This is a genomic window from uncultured Porphyromonas sp., assembly GCF_938023125.1.
Taxonomy (GTDB): domain Bacteria; phylum Bacteroidota; class Bacteroidia; order Bacteroidales; family Porphyromonadaceae; genus Porphyromonas.
This window is the reverse complement of record NZ_CALHDW010000011.1, coordinates 125418-143286: the sequence shown is the minus strand read 5'-3', so window position 1 is coordinate 143286 and position 17869 is coordinate 125418. Positions and strand designations below refer to the sequence as shown.

The window sequence follows — 17869 nt, the reverse complement described above, 5'->3', positions numbered from 1 at the left end:
TGCTATAAATAGCTAAGGTAATCAGTAGAGATTACTCGGCAATAGGTGTTACATTAACAGCCGTCCAAGGAGCTACTGTAACTCTAACGATCAAGTTAAACTTGTCACTAACGATGTCGGGGTTACCCTTGCCAGGTACTGTAGGATCATCAGACTGTACGATGATACCGTCGCCATTATTGATATTTTTCATATCAATATTGAGCAACTGAGCTTCCTTAAATGTATCAGTACCAAGGTCGTAACCTACGAGGTTAACAAATTGGTGATCAGCATCAACGTTGGCTCCTTCAAAGAAGAAGTGAAGGCGAGGAGCATTACCCTTCACCTTAAGATCTTTAGTCAGTGATTGCTTAGCAAAGAAGTTAAATGCAAGTACCTTAGCACTGGCCCCTGTAAATGTAGTAGTGAAACCAGCAGCCTTGAAGTAAGAAGCGAAATCGGTTACGTTCTTGCCGCCAATGGTTAGGTCACCATTTGTGGTAGTGTATGCACCTGCATAGGTGGTAGCAAAGAGACGGCCATCAACAGCCTTAGTGCTTAGCTTAAGAGTATTATCGAAGTCGTTCATGAAGACACCCTTATTCTGAGCTGTCACCTTAACAACTTTCCAGATAGTTGACCATGCACCTGTAGGTTGTCCATTGTTATATGAACCATACTGAGCCTCCTGAGCGGCCTTATAAGCGGCATCCTTATCATCGTATGTGCCACCGGGGTGAGCTGCAACATACTGCTTCTTCCAGTCAATGAATGTCTGCTTAGCAGTAGCATCCTTGAATTCGATAACAGAGAAAACAGTTGCTACTTGGAAGCGGCTCATGTCGCCCTTGAGTTCAAACTCAACCTTCTTAACATTAGCATTCGTTGCAGGATCCGGATTGATAGGCTCTACACCGAGTGCTTGGAGAGGCTTGTTCAACTCTGAGTAGATAGCTTCGTTAGCCTTAGCTTTGATAGAAACCTCAAGGTCATTAACATCAGATCCAACGGCTAGAAGTGCAGCTTGTGGATTAACCACAACCGAAGCACGAGTAACAACAGCATCTACATTAACGAATTTGTAACCACCGCCGGCGGCCCCAACAGTTGTAGTAGAGGTTAACTTGCCAAAGTCAGCGCTTCCTTTTACAAATCGCTGAGCCTTCTTGATGGTACCATTTGTGGTCGTTAGATAGACGTCTACATTTTCTACAGATGCAGCACCTCCGGCAGCGATAACATCCTGACCGTCTGTCATAGCAGCACGTAGGTTGTCTCCCAAGTCGAGAGCTACTACTACAGTCTGTGGACCGTTTTCCATTTTGTTAGGTTCTTGCTTGCTCTTGTTACAAGAGGGCAAGAAGAGGGCACCCGCGAGAAGGAGTGCGAAAAAACTTTTTGTTTTCATCTTCTTTTAATTAAGTGAATAGTTAGTTAGTTGATAATTATTATGCGTCTATTATACTATTGTCTCTCAATTGCTCTCTTGGCATCGGCATTGCCGGCTTTTGCTGCCTTGTGTAGCAATTGATCTGCAGCGGGCATATCCCCCTTCATGTTCTCGGCAATAGCTTTGAGGAAGAGTACAGTCCCATCTTCTTGTAGGGTTGCCAAGATGCTAAGAGCCTGGTTGGCATTCTGATCATTCTTTAGGAGCGAGGTGACGTAGTTGAGTGCCATGTCACGATCTTTCGGATAGATGCGATGGGCCGTAGCATACACACTCGTGGGGTTAAGCCCCTTGGCGATGTAATGCACCTGAGCCAACTGATAGAGCTCCCAAGCGCTGAGAAGTTCGGGCTTGCTCTTATAGATGCCCGGCAACTCGTCTACCGTATAGGGGCGCACGTCGTATCTCATCTTAAATACCGTGCGGCGTAGGGGCGGATAGACATTCTGGAGAAGCTCGTTGTAGACACGCCCCCCCTCCATAGCCTTGATATCTTTTTCTCTCTCGAGGTCGGTGCTATACCGATCGATAATAGCGACAACGTCCTTAGCATAGCTATAAGAGCTTGCCACGAGGGCCTCTCTCAAGCCTTGCCAGTCCTCACCATTACCCTTGATCTCAAAGCGTGCCGTCTTGCGAAGCTTAGGATATTTCTCCTCGATCATCTTAGCAAGCACCTCAGAGCGAGCCTGCGAGAGGGTTAGGTTGCTATTGAACTCGCCTTCCGGAGATGCATACCCGCCAATATAGACATCACCGATGGTAGCGCCGGAGTCGGCAAGCTTTAGAGCCTTGGAGATAAAGTCGTTGATACGATCGATCTCAGAGGCATTGTTGGCAAAGTCTCTAAGCAACTCAGAGCGAGCCACTCTAAACTCTACGTGCGAAATCATCTCCTCTTCGTAGCTCTTCTGCTCTACCTTGAAAGGCTCGTAGTCATAATACTTATAGTCTACGGGGCCAAAGAGATTGATATCGACAAAGTCTTTTGTTCCGGTTATGCTATAGGCTTCGCAGTCGACACAGCCAAAGGCCTTCTCGGCGATGCGGATCTTAGCATTGCTCATCCAGTACTCAAAGGGTACTGTACGCTCAATATGTATAGGAGACTTAGCTACATCTCTGAGCGTTTTCACTTCGCTCATGGGTATACCGGCAGGTAGCTCTTGCTTTAGGCTAACGGCACGCTTTAGTGCCTTCATGCGCAAAGCTCCGGCTATATAATAGGTACCGAGGTCCACCTCCTGCGTCCCATCTGCAGAAACAATTCGAGGGGAGAGGATGGCTACCTCTTGAGCGCCTAACGAATTGCGTAGAGGCTCAATATCCAATGACAATACAAGCTTCGTCCCATCTGCAGAACGAGAGGCTTTTAGATGATTGTAAGCCCAGCGAGGAGTCGTGCTCTCTTGTGCACCCAAAAGAAGTGGAGTGCAAAGGAAAAGCAGTAATATAGCAATCTTAGTATGTCTCATTCTATTCATAGTACTCTCTCTCATCTTACTTTATGGTATACACTAATGATATAGCAGCCTTAGTGGGGCCTAAATAGTTGGCCGTACCTTCGCCAACCTTGTCTCCACATCGAACACATTCAAACTTGTCGTAGTGGATCCAATTGTAACCCAAGCCCAATTGAAACTCCATGCTAAAGCGTCTGTTTATGATCAAGTGGTATCCTGCAGAGAGACCTCCACCCACGAGATAGCCCTCGTAACGGTGATCCTTCATCACACTGTTCTTGTTTTCCAAGACAAATGGGATATTCACTCCCCCAACATTGAAGGCAGCCCCTTGAGCATGCAAACCAAAGAAGAGACCGTTGAAAGCCTCGCAGGTCCAGTACCTTACCTCAGGTTGCACAAGCCAATGGCTGATTTTCTTTGTCTTGTAACGATCAGAAGAGGGGTCGGTGCCATAGAAAAAGAAATTCGCACCTCCACTAAGATCCACACTCCAACGCGGAGCGAGTCGATACTCCAGTGACAAATTGGGACTCTGAAGACCTCCTCCATAGAGAAGATTAGTCTTGAGCGCGGCTTTTTGTGCACTTGCTGTCAGAGCACCTAGAGCCATTACGGCCACTGTCAAAAACGACCTCTTGAGACAATCCATACTAACGAACATTGATTTTCATATAAAACAAATGAGAGAAAGAGAGAGTCAAGCCCCTGTACACCCTATACACAGAGACTCTCGAAAAGCGATTAATGCGGAACCAATCCTTTGGTTGTGAGAATTACACCCGTTCACTTTATTCTTGTTTTACCTCTCTATTATGGTATTGAGTTGGTTTGAGTAACCCAAACACTCATACCTCTTCCATTAAAAACGGAGCAAAGGTACAAAGAAACAACGACAAAAAACAACAAGAAGTAGTAAAAAACAATAAATCCAGACCAAAACTCTCCTATTTGATCGTTTTCTCGAGCCAGCGGGTAGTAGAGCCATATCCTTGCTCACTATCTGCACTCAGTGTAACTCAAGCCTAATCAGCCGACACGCCGGGAAAGAGGGTCGGAAAAAGGGATGGGTAGCCCGGGCACCTCCACCCCACTCCCCTTATTATATATATAGGTGTATAGCTTGCACCACGGACTAATCGCACAGCCTTACAGCTCTTACCCACTACCTCCTTCTCGAGCTCAAACTCTCGGTAAGGACCAAGACCGTAGGGCCAAGACTTCTGCTGCAAAAAGGGCATGCAAAGGGACTCTCTAGTGGGAGGGCAAAATTTGCCGGCTAATATTTTGTAGGATTTAGGCCTAAATCTCAAAGAAAATCAGGCAGAATGTCGCCCCATTTTCAGCCTAGAAATAAAAAAAAATCAGCCTCTACTTCGGGAGAAAATCAGCCAAGAGGGGAAAAGGACTCGGGCTTTGTCCCTTTTTCGGTTGGAATACATGGCTTGGGATAACCTCCCGGGGCACCCCAAGAAGCCGCTCCCCTCCTTTGACAACAGGGATGAAGAGCCCGAAGGCTTCTCGACCAACATCCTCACGCCGCTTAACCATTCAAGCGGTTTAAGGAGAGCAAGAGGGCAAGAGAGTCGCGTTTGAGAAAGGGGAGCATTTTATTTGGAAATTAGATCATTAGTGTGTATCTTTGTTGCAGTGAGTGATATGTACCTATTGGGAGGATAACCCAAGCGTAGGTCACCACCCTATTGTAGGATTCAAAAAATAATGGCTTATGTGTACCAAACGGTTCCATTCTTTTTCTTCCCGCATAAGCTCTCTGAAGCGGCGTTTGCTCCCCTCTTATGGCGCTCAGGTGGGGGCGGTGCTTTTGACCGGCATCATATTTGGCTTGGGAGCCTACCTCGTATATGTGTCTAAAGCCTACAGCTACCTTTCGGATGATCCTAAGGTCTGCGTCAATTGTCACGTGATGGGTCCCTACTATGCAACGTGGCAACACTCGTCTCATAAGATGGTGGCAACGTGCAACGATTGCCATGTACCCCACAATAATATCCTGAACAAATACTTTTTCAAAGCCAAAGATGGCTTGAGGCACTCCTATATATTCACGATGAGAAAGGAGCCCCAGGCGATGCAGGCTATTGCGGCAAGCCAAGAGGTGATATACGACAATTGTGTTCGTTGCCACTCTCAACTGAATCAGGAGTTTGTGAAGACAGGAAAAATGACACACAAGCAACTTACTCACGGAGAGGGACGAGCTTGTTGGGATTGTCACAGAGACGTGCCCCATGGCGGTAAGAATAGTCTTTCATCTACTCCAGGTGCGATTGTGCCGTATCCCAAGTCTCCTGTGCCGGATTGGCTTAGAGACCAGCTAAAAGCGGGGAAAGAAAAGAGATAATGACAGTATGGTTAGAATAAAAAAGAGACTCCTATGAAAGAAAAAAGAAAGCTGAAGAGATGGCAGGGCTGGGCGCTGTTTGTAGCTACTATGGTAGTAGTTTTTTGTCTCGGTCTTTTGGCCTCGTCTATTATGCAACGCCGTGCAGAGGTTGCCTCTATCTTTGCCAATAAAAAGGTAGAGATCGCTCCACAGGAGGCCCGAAACGCGCTTTTCCAATCCAACTATCCCAAAGAATATGAGACCTGGCTACAGACGGCAGACACCTCTTTTTCTTCGGAGTTTAATGGCAACAAACCCGTAGATGTCTTGGCGCAACGCCCCGAGATGGTAATATTCTGGGCCGGATACGCCTTTTCGAAAGACTATAGTGCGCCTCGCGGTCATTACTATGCCATACAAGATATGTTGCACACGCTACGCACGGGCTCTCCCGGTGTAGATGGAATGGATGATATACAACCTGCGACCTGTTGGACTTGTAAAAGCCCGGATGTTCCCAGAATGATGCAGGCAATGGGAGTAGAAGCCTTCTACAACCAAAAGTGGAGTGCCATGGGTAGCGAGATTGTCAACCCCATCGGGTGCGCAGACTGCCATGATACCGAAACCATGGATCTCCGTATCTCTCGCCCCGCCCTCGTTGAGGCTTTTGGGCGAATGGGAAAAGACATTACCAAGGCAACTCATCAGGAGATGCGCTCTTTGGTCTGTGCGCAGTGCCACGTGGAGTACTATTTCCGTAAAGAGAATAAATACCTCACATTCCCTTGGGATAAGGGCACTTCTATGGAAGATGTAGAGAAGTACTACGACGAAATGGAGTACTACGACTACATCCATGCCATCAGCAAAACGCCTATCCTCAAGGCTCAGCATCCCGACTTTGAGATTGCACAACTCGGCATACATGCCCAGAGAGGTGTAGCTTGTGCCGATTGTCATATGCCTTATATGAGCCAGGGCGGCATGAAGTTTAGCGATCACCACATACAGAGTCCGCTCAACTATATTGATCGCACTTGCCAGGTTTGCCACCGAGAAAGCGAAGAGGTGCTCCGTAAGAATGTTTACGACCGCCAGCGTATGGCCAACGAGATTCGCAACAAACTTGAGAAAGAGCTTGCCGCAGCACACATAGAGGCTAAGTTCGCTTGGGATAAGGGTGCTACAGAAGCTGCCATGAAACCAGTCTTGCGCTACATACGTCAAGCACAATGGCGTTGGGACTATGGCGTTGCCTCTCACGGAGCCTCCTTCCACGCACCCCAAGAGGTTACACGGATTCTCTCCAATGGTCTCGAGCGAGCCCTACAAGCAAGACTTGCCATCTCCAAAGTGCTTGCCAAGCTTGGCTTTACCGGCGATGTGCCCATGCCGGACATTTCCACTAAAGAGAAGGCTCAGCGTTATATCGGGCTTAATCCGGAAGAACTTCAGGCCAATAAGAAGAAGTTCTTAGATGTTGTAGTACCTAAGTGGGTAGAGCAAGCCAAACAGAAACAGCGCATCTAAAACTAACCCTAAAGGTGGCCTCGTACTAGACTGGTATGGGGCCACTCTTTTTGCTTATCAACGGAGTTTGTATGTGGGATAAGGCTTTTCGGCTCACTTATAAGCTCCGATTTTCGAAGAAAGACAGCTTACAGATATACAAATACAATGTGGAGAGACCCCTGGAGCTTCGTTGAAGCATTTGTTATTGCATCGGCTATTCTGGTCGTTGGAATCCTACTGCACTTCACCCTCGGCCCCATTCCTTTTCATGGGTTTGCTTATCCTCTAAATATTATCGGAGGGGTTGGGATTCTTCTCCTTTCTCTCCTACTCGCCATCCTTGCACGGCGAGGCAATAGGATAGCTACCTTTCTAACCGGATACAAAATGTCTATCGCTGCGATGGCGATACTTATGGGCCTCTCCATCATAATGGGCCTTACCCGACAAATAGAACTCGCTGCACCCCATGGAGCCAATCTGCAAGAGCCGGTACATGCCGTGGGCTTCAGTTATGTGCTCTCTACGTGGTATTTCCTCATGAGTTATCTCCTTCTCCTTGTCGTGCTGGGCGGCACCACCTTTACCTTTATCCTAAGGGGGCGACGACGCAACATGCCTTGGAGTAGGTACATTGCCTTTCTTCTGAATCACTTAGGGCTCTACATTGCCCTCTTTGCGGGACTACTGGGGGCTCACGACTTGCAGAGATACCGCATGCAGGTAGATGCCAGCGAGAACCGCCCCGAGTGGCGAGCAACCAAAGATTTCTCTACCGAACTATATGATCTCCCTCTCGCTATCGAATTGGAACGCTTCGAACTAGAAGAGTACCCGCCTAAGCTGATGATTATAGACAGCCGCAGTGGAGAGACCCTTCCCGCAGGGCATCCCTGGCAACTCTCTGTAGAGAAGACACCCATTATGGGCACCTACAAAGCATGGAAGATAGAGGTCTTACAGCATTTGCCCCTGAGTGCTCCGGTAGTCTCCCGGGATAGCATGCATTTTGTAGAGTTTGGCAGTACAGGAGCAGTACATGGTATCGAAGTACGTGCAACCAACCAAGAGACGGGGCAAGTAGTGAACGGCTGGGTAACCTCCGGTAGCTACCTTATCCCTTTCAGAGCTCTATCCCTGCCGGACAGCACAAGCATTGTCATGCCCGATCCGGAGCCGAAGCAATTCCGTTCGTTCGTCTCCATCTATAGCCCGAATGATAAGTTTGTAAAGGGCAAGATCACGGTAAATAAGCCCATTAAGTTCGACGGCTGGGACATCTATCAGCTCAATTACGATCAAGAGATGGGGAGGTGGAGTACCGTCTCTGTGTTCGAGATTGTGCGCGACCCTTGGTTACCTGCAGTCTATGTAGGTCTCCTCCTTATGTTACTTGGGGCCATATCTCTTTTTGTTTTGCCTCGCCCCGCTCGCATTCCATCCCCCACTGAAAAGAAAAAGCTATGACAACTTGGAACGATATGATCTATTATGCCGTCCCCACCATACTCCTCTCGGGATGTGGAGCGTGGATGGCTTTCCGAGATAAGCGGAGTATCGCTCTCGCCCTTTTCCTACTCGCATTTGTAGTATTCGGCACCTATATAGGGCTCATGTGGCACTCTCTCGAGCGTCCCCCGATGCGTACCATGGGCGAAACCCGATTGTGGTACTCTTTCTTCGCCTTGGTGGCCGGAGTTATCGTTTACCTACGCTGGCACTACAAGTGGATATTGAGCTTCTCTACCATCTTGGCCTCTGTCTTTATCATCATCAACCTTGTCCGCCCCGAGATTCACAATAAGAGTATGATGCCGGCTCTCGAGAGCCCCTTTTTCGTACCGCACGTAATCTCCTATATGTTTTCGTATGGGATGTTGGGAGCAGGGCTACTGATGGCTTTCTATGCCCTGTGGTTGCAAAAGAAAAAGGGAGATGAGGGTCAGGCCCTCCACCTTATGTCTATTTCGGACGGATTGGCTTACACGGGGCTTGCCTTCTTGATGATCGGACTTCTCTTGGGGGCCTTTTGGGCAAAGCTCGCTTGGGGGCACTACTGGAGTTGGGACCCCAAAGAGACCTGGGCTGCGGTAACGATGCTTTCGTATCTACTCTACATCCACTACCGTCTGAGTAGACCTCGCAAGATATCGACTGCACTTTGGTTGCTCTTTTTCTCGTTCTTGTGCCTCCAGATTTGCTGGTACGGAGTCAACTTCTTACCCTCAGCACAGGGCATAAGCGTCCACACCTACGGATGACGCAACACCTCGTTGAGAAAAGAGTCTGTAACAAAGCTCTCCTCTGGGAAATTAAAGACTTCCCAGAGAGAATAAAAGAGACAAAACGGAGACCTAATAGTACACTTAGATCTCCGTTTTACATTTGAAGTACCTGCCTTATAGCTCCAAATTTCGAAATGAAGATTTCATTTTAGGGCTATATGATCTACTAGAATGATAAAAGTATTTGGTAGGTAAGCTTACAAGAAAGCTACCTTCTTCGTTGCAGTGTAGACGCCTTCGTCCGTTGTAAGGGTTATAGTCACTGTCTGGACGCTATTGGACGGAGCTTTAGAGAATCGTATGCGATAGAGGGTATTCTTGTCTTGCGGATTTTTCGGTTCTATCACCGCATTGCCTGGTTCTAAATAGACCATCGCAAGCTCCTCTTGTGATACTTTATCAAGAATCTTGCTAATTCGCTGCACACCGTATCGAGGATCAGTGTAGCCTACATTTGGTTCGATTAGTCCGTCTAAATTTGTCGGGTCATAGTGACGCTTGATGCTCGGATAGGCAGTCAGATATTCGATCTCTACAATGTCTGAGAGAGAAGAGGCTGCCGGATGAGTTGCATCAAAGTCCTCAGAAGTAGTGATTGTTACATTCTTCACAAAGGCTGATAGGGCAAAGCCTTCATCTATGTCATCTGGGAAAGTCATTTTAGAAGCGTTGTCTCCAAACTTATTGGCACACTGTACAAATTTGCTCACTTCTGTTACCGGCTTTCTATAGCCATAGAAGTTCTTAGTAACAAACTCCACAGTCATAAGATAGTTTCCATGATTATCTTTTTTGAGAGCATCCTCTCTGATAGAGAGATCGCTAATCTTATAGTAGCGGTTTATCTGATGCCCTGAACAGATATATTCATCACAAGGTGGAGTGTTGGGGACTTCAGTGTTCCCATTGTTCTCCCCTTCATTGTTTTTGATTGGATCTTGTTGCTCTTTGTTAGCTTCTTTCTGACCACCCGTGGGAGCACTTTGACTACACGAGAAGAGCATAATCCCCAAGATTAAGATTGACAATATACGTTTCATATCCTTATTTTTTAGCGTTTTATTAGGCAGGAGCAACTCACTAAGACGGACGTACCTTTCGGAGCCTATCTCTCCCGACAGAAGAATACCAAGGAGAGATACACCCAGTTTTACCCAATGCACAACACTCACGCAATTGGTCGCGATTGACTTTCTGTCCGTAATGCTCAGCTATCATCGCTAAACATGATGATCCACAGTCTATTGCATCACGTTGTTGTTCGAAGTGTATTATCTAATCGAAAATATTTCACAAAATGGGTTTGTCGAGGGAGATTGTCGCCGCACTTTCGGTACGAGCTTTCTTGATTTGATCTCCCAAGGAGAATGCATAGGAGAGGGTGAGTTTCAGGCGAGTACGTGGGGATAGATTATAACGTACCATTTCTGCGTTCGGGTGTTGAATGGTAAGAGACTCCTTCCCATAGACTATATTACTAGCCAAAAGACTCACCTGCAATTTATCAGTAAGGAGGGAAAAATAGCAACCTGCATCAAGTGCAAAGGTTGCTCCTAAGTGATACCCTAGTTTCTGTTGCGCCGTCTGTCCCGAAAAAGCCACCGTTACGCCCCAATTATTAGATAGAGAGAATTGGTGTGTGGATGTTCCTCCGAGCAAAAAATTACGAACAGAGCGCTCGGGCATTTCTTCTTGATTGTGACGGAGGTAGAGAACGTTGTTAGTGTGCCAAAATGAGAATAAACTCTTATTAAACGAGAATGAGAGATAATGATATAGAAGAGTACCTATATTCTCAGGTTGTGTGTAAAATAGATTGGGACGGCTCTCATCGGGATGCGTCATAATCTGCACAATATCCCTTCCATAACGCATTCGATAGGTTACATTCCAATCCCTATTGATGTAATAGGTTAGCTCTGCCTCATCAAAGGTTTCTTGCTTCAACTTTTGATTCCCAATACTATATAGATTTTCTGTCTGATAGGTAGCTATAGGGGAATAGTAGCCGTAGTTAGGCAAAGAAAAAAAACGTCGATATGCAAAAGCAATACCTGAGCTACGTTCTGCACTAATCATATATTGAAGCAGAATATTAGGGTAAAAACCCTGATTGGAAACCCTATAACTGCGGTCGGGTAACAATAAATCTTGGTACTGCATTACAGTGTTTTGATAATGTAGCCCAGCCTGAAGAAAAAGCCTCTCACCAAACATTTTACTATACTCCACAAAGGGCGCAAAATCGAAACCTGATATTGAAAATTGTCTCTTAGAGAGTGCTTTTAATTTCTCATTTTCGATTCCTCCTGTTCTATTTTGGTCTAAAGCATAAGCATAGTTAATGCCACTAATAAAAGAATGTGCACCTGCAAATTGTACAGAGACTCTAGGGTTTATTTGTAGGTAATGTGTATTATTATCAGCTAGAGCAATATCTTCCTTATCCAAAATATAATGGTTCTCTGAGTTGTTTTGCATTCGACTATAACTCATTGTAGAAGATATATTCGCCCCTTCAAAAATGTTGATTCGGGCATTATAGCTCAAGCCTCCATTCAGATTCAACGATTGGTATTTGTTTCGTTGCTTCAATGTATTATCTTTTCCCACAACGTTGTCTTCCGTTGTGCTATTGGGGGTATCATAGCTCACGCCTCCGAAGAGACCTATGCGATGTTGGGCATTGATTTGGTATTGCACCCCGAAGTTATCGACGACAGCATAATCTTTCTGTTGAGTTTCTGTAATAGTTTGTATTGTGTGAGGCGAGGAGCCCATATACTTATCTTGCCGTTCATACTTTGTTGTATAGCGTCCAGCACCTCCTCGCAGCGTATTATAAAAAGTCACACTACCTCTCTGATGCTGGAAAAATAGCGTCGGAATAACATCTACTAAGCCTAATCGGTCAAACTGGAGAGGTAAACTTATAGATCCTAGAGTACCCTCCTGTACGCGCAGTGTAACAAGAATTATTCCTCCTTTTATGTTACTCCCCATCGATACTCCGGGATTAGGAATAACATCAATATGATCAATCATAGAAGTGGGAATAGTATTCAGCTGTTGCAATGTAATAGTTTGCCCATTTAGTATAATCTGATTGTCCTCTTTCCCATTTATAAACAAGTTATTTCCATTTACTTCTACTCCTTGCACAAAGCGAAGCGCCTCTGCCATTGATTTCCCACGAGTAATAGGATTTCCCTTAAACTCAACTCGAATAGTACCATTGGGTTTCAATCTGGTATGTTTGGCTATTACTACGACCTCTGAAAGTTCCTCAACATTCTCTGACAGCACAAAATCATACTGGGTAAAGGGCTGGTCTATTATGAGACTTTGACGCAAAGTTTTGTAACCGATACAACGGATTTCTACGAAATAGGTTCCTGGAGTTGCCACTTCTAAGGCATAACTCCCGTCGGCTTGGCTGATAGCTCCTGTAAAAGCACGCTCTGTAGTATCTCGCCGTAATGTAATAGTTGCCGCTGGTACAGCAATTTGATCTTTAGTAGAGATGGTGCCCTTCAATTCATAGCGCCCCTCTTGCGCTGACATTTGTACGGTAAAAAGGAATGCGAGAAATGTAAGAATACAAAAATATTTCATCTCTTTTTTGATCTATACTTTGACACTTAAAAGTGATAAGCGACACTCTCAAGGGGCGCATCTTTTGCACCACGAAATTGCGGACAAAATCTATCATTTACCCCAATTCAGCAACAAAAATAGGAAGAATAAAAATAAAACACAACTCCTTGATAGTTTCAAATTCTTTTCCAAACTATCCTATTGATGCACTCGGCTCTTCCTAATGGGGAAGGCTTTGAGGCGGGCATGGAAAGAGGGCTCTCTAGAGGGAGGGCAAAATATGGTGCCTAAGATTTCGTAGGATTTAGGCCTAAATTCGAAAAAAAATCAGGCAGAATGTTCCCCCATTATCAGCCTAAAAATAAAAAAATTCCAGCCTCGATTCCGGGAGGAAATCAACCAAGAGAAGAAAGAGAATAGGGTTTTATCCCTTTTTAGGTAGAGAACAAGGCTTGGGATAAGCTCTTGAATCATCGCATAAGCCCCTCCCGAAGCTAGCCACAACCGCAGCGCCCATTTTGAGCATGGGTCTACACAGTCACGACTACTCTATGGATTGTTTATTAGCCGCAATCCCTTACATTTGCGTTAGATATAGTAAGGGCATACAAGAGCAATCATCTACCACTCTCCTCCTTATCCCGATAGCCTCTATCGCAGCGTTACAAGAATTGCACCCCCTTTTATCTTACATGCCATTGGCACTACTCGACTTGGGATCACATCAATATGGTCAATCATAGAAGGGGGTATTGCATTCAGCTGTTGTAATGTAATGGGCTCTCCATTTAGTACGATCAGACTCTCCTCGTCCCCATTTATAAGCAAGTTGTCTCCAAAAACTTCTACTCCTCGCACAAAGCGAAGTGCCTCTGCCATTGATTTCCCACGAGTAATTGGATTTCCCTTAAACTCAACTCGAGTAACACCACCGGGACTCAATCTAGTATACTTGGCCATAACCTCAAGCTCCGAAAGCTCCTCAACATTCTCCGACAGCACAAAATCATACTGGGTAAAGGGCTGGTCTATTATGAGAGTTCGACGCAAAGTTTTGTAGCCTATGCAACGAATTTCCACGAAATAGGTTCCTGGAGTTGCCACTTCTAAGGCATACCCCCCGTCGGCTTGACTGATGGCTCCTGTAAAAGCACACTCTGTAGTATCTCGCTGCAATATAATAGTTGCCGCCGGTACAGCAATTTGATCTTTAGTAGAGATGGTGCCCTTCAATTCATAGCGCCCCTCTTGCGCTGACATTTGTATAGTAAAAAGGAATGCGAGAAAGGTAAGAATACAAAAATATTTCATCTCTTTTTTTGATTTAGATTAGCGAGAGGTGCTCTTTGGCCTCTTGCTGAGCCTCCTTTAGTTGATCATTGCGTAGGAAGTCGGGGGACTTCTTTATCATCCACCCATACCCCTTTTTTCTCATTCCATTGCTCTCTGGGGAGATTATCCTCTTGAGAATGAATCAATGGTAATCTTAATTATAGGGATGAGGACGCCACGAGCAAGGGATGATTCGAAGCCTTCTGAACTTCTTCGACTCGCTCTTGCATGGCATTTAGATCGCTATAGTTCTTCAGTTGTAGGAATTCCTTGATAAGCTCTGAGGTTTGACTATTGGGATAAGCCTTCATAAACCGCTGCCACTCGCCTTTGAGATCAGGATCTATCCTTCCGGATTCGTCTGCGATAGGCGTATTGTCCGTACCGGTCATATAGACCATCTGAAGGTATTGATAGTTCTCGCCAAGTCTAGCGAATAGCTCTTTCTGCTCGGGGTAGAACTCGGCATAGGCCTCATATCGAGCAATTAGATCCCCCAATTCACGCCAAGTGAGCACAAGGCCCGCATCCGGCTCGATGTTTTCACTACTCCTCAAAAGTTGCCAGTACTCCTGATAGTAGGCAGGTAGCTGGCTGAGGTATTTGGCAAACAAGGTGGGGGCCGGGGCTAGCAGAACAATCCCCTCTCCTAGCTCATCAAACTGTAGCCCTCGCTGTGTGTAGCCCAGTTCCTTCTGTTTAATGGAATCATGAGGCTCTATCGGATTATTTTTATCATCGTAACGATACTCATAGAAACGCTCTAGATAGTCGCTCTCACGCTGATTGAGCATACTCACCTCTTCTTCCACTAGCGTGGCGAACTCCTCAAACATTCGGCATCGCTCTTCCGGCGTTGCAGCTTCCATCGTGAGGTCTAGTATCTGGCGTTTGAGGTCAATACGCTCTAGGGGATCGGTCGATTGGGCAAGGGCTTGTTCCAAGCTATCGATGTTAGTTACAGCACCTTCGGTTTGTTTTGAGGATTGGCAGGCCGTCAATAGCACAAGCCCAGACAAGAATAGGCAAATGATTAGTTTCATAGAATTGAAGTATGAATTCATTTGTGTTATATGATTACGAAATCTTGATTACTTGGCAGGTTGCTTGATAGCAAAGCATCTAACTCTAGAGAACATACGCATAGGTTTATTGGTCGAGGGATCAATGGTGAATAAAGAAGTTCTACAGTCGTTATCGTTCTCAGAAGTAAGTTCATCATCCACATCAATGAAGAACAAGCGATTGCCAATCCAGAGTGTCGGCTGCCCATCTTTGACACTCAACTCTGTAAGGGCCTCTTGCTGCGAACCATCGGCATTGGAAATACAGAGTGGGCCATGAAGCATATGGCCGTAAAGCGTTAGCAAAGCCAGAAAAGCCACCTTACTACGGTCTAGCATTGGATATATTCGATTGATTCCCTATCACTCTTTTCCCAGAGATTGAGCTGATCGGTCACACACACGAGCTGACCTCCATTGCGGTAATACAATTGATCCGACTTTGTGCTAAATAGCGAGGCCATCTGTGCTTGTTGCTCTTTATCCAATACAGTCGCAAAGATTGTCTTCATAATTTTAATCCGCTTTCATGCTATTGACTGAGGGCGAAGTTAAGACAAAAATTTCACATCACACCCTCAAAAACGATAGCAATCGTAGGTACAAAGGTACAACTTTCGGGGAGGCAAGAGGAGGAGATTTAGTGGAAAGAGGGGGGAAGTCTCGCTGTGAAACGGCGGAAAAACCCTGCCCTAGAGTTTTTTCCTTATAGGGTGGAAAAATAAAGTTTCATGGGTAGAAATGAAAAATTTTTAGGGCAGTAACCCCAACAGAAATTAGGCAGAGAAGAAACGAAAATAGGCCTGCACCTTTTTCGGCCTTTGCTAAGAGGCTAAAAGGGCTTGGCCTTAGGTTAGTTTTAAGGGCGATAATTCAAGAGGGGACCTCTCCTACAAGCGCGGTCCTCAATCTTATCTCGAGTAGGACATAACGAGTCTTAGCAACAACGAGCCGAGGCTGTATTCCCTCAAGGTATCGTACCCCGAGGGGGGAGTCTTACGAGTGGAGGAGGGAGAGGATGGTGGGGGAACTGAGTTCCCCGATAGGGGCATAGTGCAATCGAAGGTAATCGAGGAGATAGGTTAGGATTCGCTGCCTCTCTTCCCGATGGAAGCGGAAGAGGTGCATATTTTGATAGTTAATGCGGCGGAAGTAACGCAGCGCCTTTGTCTCATGAATCGGAATGACGTGACTACTACGCAAGGGGTGCATCGTATAGCAGGCTTCTACTAGATCGAAGTAACCTTTAGGCTCCTGCTCCAGCACATCAGGAGGGAGAACTCCCAGGGGTTCCAATAGTCCAAATAAGAAGGCAATGGGGAAGTTGGCACAACTCTTCTCGCTCTCCTCTAGGGTCTCTATACTACGACTTATATAACGATACACCTCGGGATCGGGGGGAGCACTGCGCAAAATATGATAGAGGGCCTCCGCTAAGAAGTAGGCAATATTTACCTTGATTTGATCATACAGCATGAGGTTCAGACTCAGCCGGTAGTACTCAGCGTCGTCTATCTGTTGCAGACCTCTTTGGAGGCGATGATCTGCCACAATGGAAAGTTCGGAAAGCGGGTGTACCATCCGCTGTAGCCGAGCCGTAGCCGAGGAGCGACGATTGGAGGGAGAGGGTTTGGGTATCTTATAAGCCACCATCCCCTCCTCTTCTGTGAGGAGGTGTGCGATGGCAAACTTATCGTTGTACGCCCTTGTGGTAAGTACGATAGCGCGAGTGGATATGAGCATGAAGGCGACTCACACCAGAAAGATTCCTTAGGCTTGTTGCTCTAGCCAGAGGGCAATAGCATCCACAAGTTGGTTATTACTCGCCTCGTCTAGAGAGGTGATACGAGCGTAGCTAGCGTCTAGTCCTGCAAAATTACTCGCATCCCGTATGAGCATATTATGCTCCGTGGCAAGATACTCCTTGAGTGCAGCCGCTGTGCCTTTTTTCAGTTTGATGAGGAAGAACGTAGTAGTGCTGGGGAGTACATCAATCTCGTTAAAGGCACTGAGTTTGGTCATAAGCTCTTGGGCAGAGCGTTGCCACTTGCGGATGGGGAGGGTGAATTGCGCCGGATGAATGAGGATGTACTTGGCAGCCTCTATGGCAATGCTATTGACAGACCAGGGGACGACCAACCTGCGAATTGCCTCCGAGTACTGACTGGGAGCCACGATATAGCCAATACGCAGCCCAGGAATACCATAGGCATGGCTGAAGCTCCAGAAGGAGATCAAGTTGGGGTGCGACTTACTATCGCTTGGTTTTATCTTGTTTACCGTCGTGTAATTGGCATAGCACTGGTCAAGTATAAAGGTGACCTTTGGGTACTTCTCAATGATGAGCATAAGCTCGGCATGCGATATAATGTGACCGTCGGGGTTATTGGGGGAGGCTATGTAGCAAACGTCCACCTCATCCAAAGGCCATTCGGAAATAGGCGTATTACCGGCAATCAGTCGCACCTCCGAGCGGTATAGACGAGCGGCATCCTCGTACTCGGCAAAAGCCGGAGAGGGAATCAGGATACGCTTCTCGGCAAAAGCTTCTGCAAGCAAATAGATAGCTTGGGTGGGGCCATTGGTTACGATGATGGATTCCTCATTAAGCCCATGGCGCCGAGCGATCATTTTGCGTAGCGTAGCCGCATCCGGCTCGGGATAGTGTTTCATACAATCTACCAGCGAGCGGGAGAGATGCTCGCCAAGTAGCGTGTGATCCGCACCGTACCATACGGTATTGCTAAAGTTGAGGAAGGGCTTTTTGCCGTCGTTTAGGCGTTCGTCTCCGTGTCCGTTGATCATCTTATTTCTCGATATAATGGGGAAAATAG

The 17869-nt window shown here is 46.3% G+C and carries 16 protein-coding genes; 4 read left to right on the top strand and 12 right to left on the bottom strand.

Features of this window, described 5'->3' with window-relative positions; all coding sequences use genetic code 11:
• Nucleotides 1-31: 31 nt before the first annotated feature.
• From Q0090_RS03525 to Q0090_RS03515, 3 genes are all read right to left on the bottom strand, one after another.
• The gene (locus Q0090_RS03525; RefSeq protein ID WP_297947501.1) at nt 32-1303 is read right to left on the bottom strand and encodes a hypothetical protein; all 1272 of its coding nucleotides are present in this window, start codon (nt 1301-1303) and stop codon (nt 32-34) included.
• Nucleotides 1304-1446: 143 nt separating this feature from the next.
• Nucleotides 1447-2907, bottom strand: coding sequence for a DUF3868 domain-containing protein (locus Q0090_RS03520; protein ID WP_297947499.1), 1461 nt, complete (start codon nt 2905-2907; stop codon nt 1447-1449).
• A 25-nt stretch (nt 2908-2932) separates the two neighbouring features.
• Nucleotides 2933-3547 carry a DUF3575 domain-containing protein gene (locus Q0090_RS03515; RefSeq protein WP_297947497.1) on the bottom strand — a complete coding sequence of 205 codons (615 nt, stop codon included), beginning with the start codon at nt 3545-3547 and terminating at the stop codon, nt 2933-2935.
• Nucleotides 3548-4624: 1077 nt separating this feature from the next.
• Here Q0090_RS03515 and nrfH point away from each other — a divergent pair.
• The 4 genes from nrfH to ccsA all read left to right on the top strand — a co-directional run bounded on the left by nrfH (nt 4625) and on the right by ccsA (nt 9018).
• Nucleotides 4625-5260: a cytochrome c nitrite reductase small subunit gene (gene nrfH, locus Q0090_RS03510; RefSeq protein ID WP_297947495.1), complete on the top strand. Its 636-nt coding sequence runs from the start codon at nt 4625-4627 to the stop codon at nt 5258-5260.
• Between the two features lie 33 nt (nt 5261-5293).
• A complete protein-coding gene (gene nrfA / locus Q0090_RS03505) occupies nt 5294-6775 on the top strand; it encodes an ammonia-forming cytochrome c nitrite reductase (protein ID WP_297947493.1) in 1482 nt (493 codons plus the stop codon).
• 147 nt (nt 6776-6922) lie between these two features.
• Nucleotides 6923-8224 carry a cytochrome c biogenesis protein ResB gene (locus Q0090_RS03500; protein ID WP_297947491.1) on the top strand — a complete coding sequence of 434 codons (1302 nt, stop codon included), beginning with the start codon at nt 6923-6925 and terminating at the stop codon, nt 8222-8224.
• Complete coding sequence (gene ccsA / locus Q0090_RS03495) at nt 8221-9018, top strand: cytochrome c biogenesis protein CcsA (RefSeq protein WP_297947489.1); 798 nt, start codon at nt 8221-8223, stop codon at nt 9016-9018. The genes Q0090_RS03500 and ccsA overlap by 4 nt, the downstream gene beginning before the upstream one ends.
• A gap of 221 nt (nt 9019-9239) precedes the next feature.
• Here ccsA and Q0090_RS03490 read toward each other — a convergent pair whose 3' ends face one another.
• The 9 genes from Q0090_RS03490 to Q0090_RS03450 all read right to left on the bottom strand — a co-directional run bounded on the left by Q0090_RS03490 (nt 9240) and on the right by Q0090_RS03450 (nt 17840).
• A complete protein-coding gene (locus Q0090_RS03490; protein ID WP_297947487.1) occupies nt 9240-10082 on the bottom strand; it encodes a hypothetical protein in 843 nt (280 codons plus the stop codon).
• Between the two features lie 40 nt (nt 10083-10122).
• Nucleotides 10123-10260 (bottom strand): hypothetical protein, encoded by a 138-nt coding sequence (locus Q0090_RS03485; protein ID WP_297947485.1) that lies wholly within the window; start codon nt 10258-10260, stop codon nt 10123-10125.
• A gap of 72 nt (nt 10261-10332) precedes the next feature.
• Nucleotides 10333-12657, bottom strand: a complete 2325-nt coding sequence (locus Q0090_RS03480) for an outer membrane beta-barrel protein (protein WP_297947483.1) — start codon at nt 12655-12657, stop codon at nt 10333-10335.
• A 633-nt stretch (nt 12658-13290) separates the two neighbouring features.
• Complete coding sequence (locus tag Q0090_RS03475) at nt 13291-13899, bottom strand: carboxypeptidase regulatory-like domain-containing protein (protein ID WP_297947482.1); 609 nt, start codon at nt 13897-13899, stop codon at nt 13291-13293.
• A 230-nt stretch (nt 13900-14129) separates the two neighbouring features.
• Nucleotides 14130-15014: a hypothetical protein gene (locus Q0090_RS03470; protein ID WP_297947480.1), complete on the bottom strand. Its 885-nt coding sequence runs from the start codon at nt 15012-15014 to the stop codon at nt 14130-14132.
• 48 nt (nt 15015-15062) lie between these two features.
• Nucleotides 15063-15374 (bottom strand): hypothetical protein, encoded by a 312-nt coding sequence (locus Q0090_RS03465; RefSeq protein WP_297947479.1) that lies wholly within the window; start codon nt 15372-15374, stop codon nt 15063-15065.
• Nucleotides 15368-15547: a hypothetical protein gene (locus Q0090_RS03460; RefSeq protein ID WP_297947478.1), complete on the bottom strand. Its 180-nt coding sequence runs from the start codon at nt 15545-15547 to the stop codon at nt 15368-15370. The genes Q0090_RS03465 and Q0090_RS03460 overlap by 7 nt, the downstream gene beginning before the upstream one ends.
• A 484-nt stretch (nt 15548-16031) precedes the next feature.
• Nucleotides 16032-16778, bottom strand: coding sequence for a DNA repair protein RecO C-terminal domain-containing protein (locus tag Q0090_RS03455; protein WP_297947476.1), 747 nt, complete (start codon nt 16776-16778; stop codon nt 16032-16034).
• Nucleotides 16779-16805: 27 nt separating this feature from the next.
• Nucleotides 16806-17840, bottom strand: a complete 1035-nt coding sequence (locus tag Q0090_RS03450) for an aminotransferase class I/II-fold pyridoxal phosphate-dependent enzyme (RefSeq protein ID WP_297947475.1) — start codon at nt 17838-17840, stop codon at nt 16806-16808.
• Nucleotides 17841-17869 lie beyond the last annotated feature (29 nt).

Coding starts and splice junctions, on each gene's coding strand:
- Q0090_RS03525 (WP_297947501.1), bottom strand. CDS start 1,303: ATGGAAAACGGTCCACAGACTGTAGTAGTAGCTCTCGACTTGGGAGAC.
- Q0090_RS03520 (WP_297947499.1), bottom strand. CDS start 2,907: ATGAGACATACTAAGATTGCTATATTACTGCTTTTCCTTTGCACTCCA.
- Q0090_RS03515 (WP_297947497.1), bottom strand. CDS start 3,547: ATGGATTGTCTCAAGAGGTCGTTTTTGACAGTGGCCGTAATGGCTCTA.
- nrfH (WP_297947495.1), top strand. CDS start 4,625: ATGTGTACCAAACGGTTCCATTCTTTTTCTTCCCGCATAAGCTCTCTG.
- nrfA (WP_297947493.1), top strand. CDS start 5,294: ATGAAAGAAAAAAGAAAGCTGAAGAGATGGCAGGGCTGGGCGCTGTTT.
- Q0090_RS03500 (WP_297947491.1), top strand. CDS start 6,923: ATGTGGAGAGACCCCTGGAGCTTCGTTGAAGCATTTGTTATTGCATCG.
- ccsA (WP_297947489.1), top strand. CDS start 8,221: ATGACAACTTGGAACGATATGATCTATTATGCCGTCCCCACCATACTC.
- Q0090_RS03490 (WP_297947487.1), bottom strand. CDS start 10,082: ATGAAACGTATATTGTCAATCTTAATCTTGGGGATTATGCTCTTCTCG.
- Q0090_RS03485 (WP_297947485.1), bottom strand. CDS start 10,260: ATGATAGCTGAGCATTACGGACAGAAAGTCAATCGCGACCAATTGCGT.
- Q0090_RS03480 (WP_297947483.1), bottom strand. CDS start 12,657: ATGAAATATTTTTGTATTCTTACATTTCTCGCATTCCTTTTTACCGTA.
- Q0090_RS03475 (WP_297947482.1), bottom strand. CDS start 13,899: ATGTCAGCGCAAGAGGGGCGCTATGAATTGAAGGGCACCATCTCTACT.
- Q0090_RS03470 (WP_297947480.1), bottom strand. CDS start 15,014: ATGAAACTAATCATTTGCCTATTCTTGTCTGGGCTTGTGCTATTGACG.
- Q0090_RS03465 (WP_297947479.1), bottom strand. CDS start 15,374: ATGCTAGACCGTAGTAAGGTGGCTTTTCTGGCTTTGCTAACGCTTTAC.
- Q0090_RS03460 (WP_297947478.1), bottom strand. CDS start 15,547: ATGAAGACAATCTTTGCGACTGTATTGGATAAAGAGCAACAAGCACAG.
- Q0090_RS03455 (WP_297947476.1), bottom strand. CDS start 16,778: ATGCTCATATCCACTCGCGCTATCGTACTTACCACAAGGGCGTACAAC.
- Q0090_RS03450 (WP_297947475.1), bottom strand. CDS start 17,840: ATGATCAACGGACACGGAGACGAACGCCTAAACGACGGCAAAAAGCCC.